At 67.4% G+C, this 4,153-nt stretch carries 3 protein-coding genes; all 3 read left to right on the forward strand.

From position 1 onward, the window contains the following. Window positions 1–2,071, forward strand: a 2,071-nt coding sequence (gene nirB, locus VFL64_RS04130; protein WP_489539118.1) for a nitrite reductase large subunit NirB, incomplete at its 5' end; no start/stop codon positions are given. A 10-nt stretch (window positions 2,072–2,081) separates the two neighbouring features. Further along, on the forward strand, window positions 2,082–2,438 hold the full coding sequence (gene nirD, locus VFL64_RS04135; RefSeq protein WP_489539119.1) for a nitrite reductase small subunit NirD: 357 nt from the start codon (window positions 2,082–2,084) through the stop codon (window positions 2,436–2,438). 88 nt (window positions 2,439–2,526) lie between these two features. Further along, window positions 2,527–4,153: molybdopterin-dependent oxidoreductase (locus tag VFL64_RS04140; RefSeq protein WP_489539120.1), on the forward strand; the 1,627-nt coding region annotated here is incomplete at its 3' end.

Raw genomic sequence — 4,153 nt, forward strand, 5'->3', positions numbered from 1 at the left:
CGTGATCGCCTACCGCGACATCGCCGACACCAACGCGATGATCGACGCGGCGGCCAAGTACAAGCATGCCGTCGTCATCGGCGGCGGCCTGTTGGGCCTGGAAGCCGCCAACGGCCTGATGCTGCGCGGCATGCAGGTCACCGTCGTCCACATCATGCCGTGGCTGATGGAGCGCCAGCTCGACGACACCGCGGGCAAGCTGCTGCAGAAGTCGCTCGAATCGCGCGGCCTCAAGTTCATGATCGGCGCGCAGACGCAGGCGCTGATCGGCGATCAAGATGGCGGCAAGGGCGGCCGCGTGATGGCCGTGCAGTTCAAGGACGGCACCGAAGTCCCGGCCGACCTGGTCGTCATGGCCGCCGGCATCCGCCCCAATACCGAACTGGCCGAGAAGATCGGCCTGCACTGCAACCGGGGCGTGGTCGTCAACGACACCATGCAGACCATCACCGACCCACGCATCTACTCGGTGGGCGAATGCGCGGCCCACCGCGGCATCGCCTACGGCCTGGTGGCGCCGCTGTTCGAGCAGGGCAAGGTCTGCGCAACCCACCTGGCCGAGTTCGGCATCGGCCGCTACCAGGGCTCGCAGACCAGCACCAAGCTCAAGGTCACCGGCATCGACCTCTTCTCCGCCGGCGACTTCATGGGCGGCGACGGTTGCGAAGAGATCGTGATGAGCGACCCGTACGGCGGCGTCTACAAGAAGCTGGTCATCAAGGACGACAAACTGATCGGCGCCTGCATGTACGGCGACACGGTCGATGGCTCTTGGTACTTCAAGCTGCTGCGTGAAGGTCGCAAGATCGCCGACATCCGCGACAAGCTGATGTTCGGCGAATCCAACATCGGCGACACCGGCCACGAAGGCCACAACAAGGCGGCCGCCATGGCCGACAGCGACGAGGTCTGCGGCTGCAACGGCATCACCAAAGGCACCATCTGCAAGGCCATCAAGGAGAAGGGCCTGTTCACGCTGGAAGAGGTGCGCAAGCAGACCAAGGCCTCCGCCTCCTGCGGCTCGTGCACCGGCCTGGTCGAGCAGCTGCTGATGTTCACCGCCGGGGGCGACTACTCCGCCGCGCCCAAGAAGAAGGCCATGTGCGGCTGCACCGACGCCAGCCACCAGGAAGTGCGCGAAGCCATCCGCGAGCGCAAGCTGCTCACCATCGACGCCACCTACAAGGCGCTCAACTGGCGCACACCCAACGGCTGCTCCAGCTGCCGCCCGGCCGTCAACTACTACCTCATCAGCACCTGGCCGAAGGAGGCCAAGGACGACCCGCAATCGCGCTTCATCAACGAGCGCAGCCACGCCAACATCCAGAAGGACGGCACCTACTCGGTCATCCCGCGCATGTGGGGCGGTGAGACCACGGCCGACGAGCTGCGCCGCATCGCCGACGCGGTCGACAAGTACAAGATCCCCACTGTCAAGGTCACCGGCGGCCAGCGCATCGACCTGCTGGGCGTGAAGAAGGAGGACCTGGTCAACGTCTGGAAGGACATCGGCATGCCCTCGGGCCACGCCTATGCCAAGGCGCTTCGCACGGTGAAGACCTGCGTGGGCAGCGAGTGGTGCCGCATGGGCACGCAAGACTCCACCCAGATGGGCAAGGACTTGGAGCGCGCCATGTGGCGCATGTACGCGCCGCACAAGGTGAAGTTCGCCGTCTCCGGCTGCCCGCGCAACTGCGCCGAAGCCGGCATCAAGGACGTGGGCATCATCGGCGTCGACTCCGGCTGGGAGATGTACATCGCCGGCAACGGCGGCATCAAGACCGAGGTGGCGCACTTCTTCGTCAAGCTCAAGACGGCGGCCGAGGTGCTCGAGTACACCGGCGCCTTCTGCGAGCTCTACCGCCAGGAAGGCTGGTACCTGGAGCGCACGGTGCACTACGTGAACCGCGTGGGCCTCGACTACGTGAAGAAGCGCATCCTCGACGACCACGAAGGCCGCAAGGCGCTGTGGGCGCAGTTGCAGTACGCACTCGACGGCGAGCCCGACCCCTGGTTCGAGTTCGACAAGGCCGCGGTGGACACCCGCCAGTTCTCTCCCCTTTCTGCCTGACGCCGCCACCATGAGCCAATGGAAATCGATCTGCCCCGTCTCCGACATCCCGGTGCTGGGCGCCCGCCGCGTCACGCGTGTGCAAGGCACCGCCGTGGCGGTGTTCCGCAACAGTGAAGACAAGGTCTTCGCTCTGCTCGACAAGTGCCCGCACAAGGGCGGCCCGCTGAGCCAGGGCATCGTGTTCGGCGAGAGCGTGGCCTGCCCGCTGCACAACTGGACCATCGGGTTGAACGACGGCTGCGCGCAGGCGCCCGACGTGGGCTGCACCACGCCGTTCAAGGTGAAGGTCGAGAACGGCATCGTTCATCTCGACGTGGAAGAGCTGAACAGCCTCGCGCTCGACGAGGTCCAGGCCTCGGCATGAGCAAGCGGGCCGAGCGCCGGGCCGCTCCCAAGCCGGCCCGCATCCCCTCGGGGGATCGGTCGATGCACCCATCGGCCGAGGGGCTGTCATGACCACCGAAACGCGAAGCACCTGCCCGTACTGCGGAGTGGGTTGCGGCGTGATCATCGAGTCGCGCGGCGCGCAGATCACCGGCGTGCGGGGCGACCCGGAGCACCCGGCCAACTTCGGCCGGCTGTGCACCAAGGGCAGCAGCCTGCACCACACCGCCGCCAAGCCGGTCACGCTGCAGGCGCGTTTGCTGCAGCCGGCGCACCGCTTCTCGCGCCAGAGCCCGCCCAAGGCACTGGCCTGGGATGCAGCGCTCACGCTCGCGGCCGACAAGTTCGCGCAGGTCATCGCCGAGCATGGCCCCGACGCGGTGGGCTTCTACATCTCGGGCCAGTTGCTGACCGAGGACTATTACGTCTTCAACAAGCTCGCCAAGGGCCTGATCGGCACCAACAACGTCGACACCAATTCGCGCCTTTGCATGAGCAGCGCCGTGGCCGGCTACAAGGCCACGCTGGGTGCCGACGCACCGCCGGCCTGCTACGACGATCTGCAGCACGCCACCACGCTCTTCATCACCGGCTCGAACACGGCCTACGCCCACCCGATCCTCTACCGCCGGATCGAAGACGCCAAGCGAGCCAACCCCGGCATGCGGATCATCGTGGCCGACCCGCGCCGCACCGAGACGGCCGAGGCCGCCGACCTGCATCTGCCCATCCTGCCCGGCACCGACGTGGCGCTGTACCACGGCATGCTGCACGTGATGCTGTGGGAAGGCCTGACCGACAGCGCCTACATCGCTGCCCACACACAGGGCTTCGACGCGCTGCGCAACCGGGTGCGCGACTTCACGCCCAGGCACGTCGCCGAGGTCTGCGGCATCAAGGAAGACGCGCTGCTGCAGGCTGCGAAGTGGTTCGCCAATGTCGACAACGCGGCCAAGGGCCGCACGCTCTCGCTCTACTGCCAAGGCCTGAACCAGAGCAGCAGCGGCACCGCCAAGAACGCGGCGCTGATCAACCTGCACCTGGCCACCGGCCAGATCGGCAAGCCGGGCGCCGGGCCTTTCTCGCTCACCGGCCAACCCAATGCGATGGGCGGGCGCGAAGTGGGTGGCCTGGCCAACCTGCTGAGCGCGCACCGAGACCTGGCCAACCCCGAGCACCGCGCCGAGGTGGCGCGGCTGTGGGGCGTCAACGATGTGCCCGCCACGCCAGGCAAGACGGCGGTGGAGATGTTCGAAGCCGCCGCGGACGGGCAGATCAAGGCGTTGTGGATCGCCTGCACCAACCCTGCCCAGTCCATGCCCGACCAGACGACGGTGCGCAAGGCCCTGGAGCGCGCCGAGTTCGTGGTCGTGCAAGAGGCCTTCGGCACCACCACCACCTGCGAATACGCCGACCTGCTGCTGCCCGCCACCACCTGGGGCGAGAAGGACGGCACGGTGACGAACAGCGAGCGCCGCATCAGCCGTGTGCGCCCAGCAGTGGCCAGCCCCGGCGAGGCCCGCCATGACTGGGCCACGGTGGTCGACTTCGCCCGGCGGCTCGAGCAGAAGTTGCGCCCGGGCGCGCCCACCCTCTTCCCCTACGACACGCCCGAGTCGGTGTGGAACGAGCACCGCGAGAGCACCCGCGGCCGCGACCTCGACATCACCGGCCTGAGCTACGCCCAGCTCGACG

The sequence above is a fragment of the Rhizobacter sp. genome (assembly GCF_035702065.1).
Taxonomy (GTDB): Bacteria; Pseudomonadota; Gammaproteobacteria; order Burkholderiales; family Burkholderiaceae_C; genus Rhizobacter.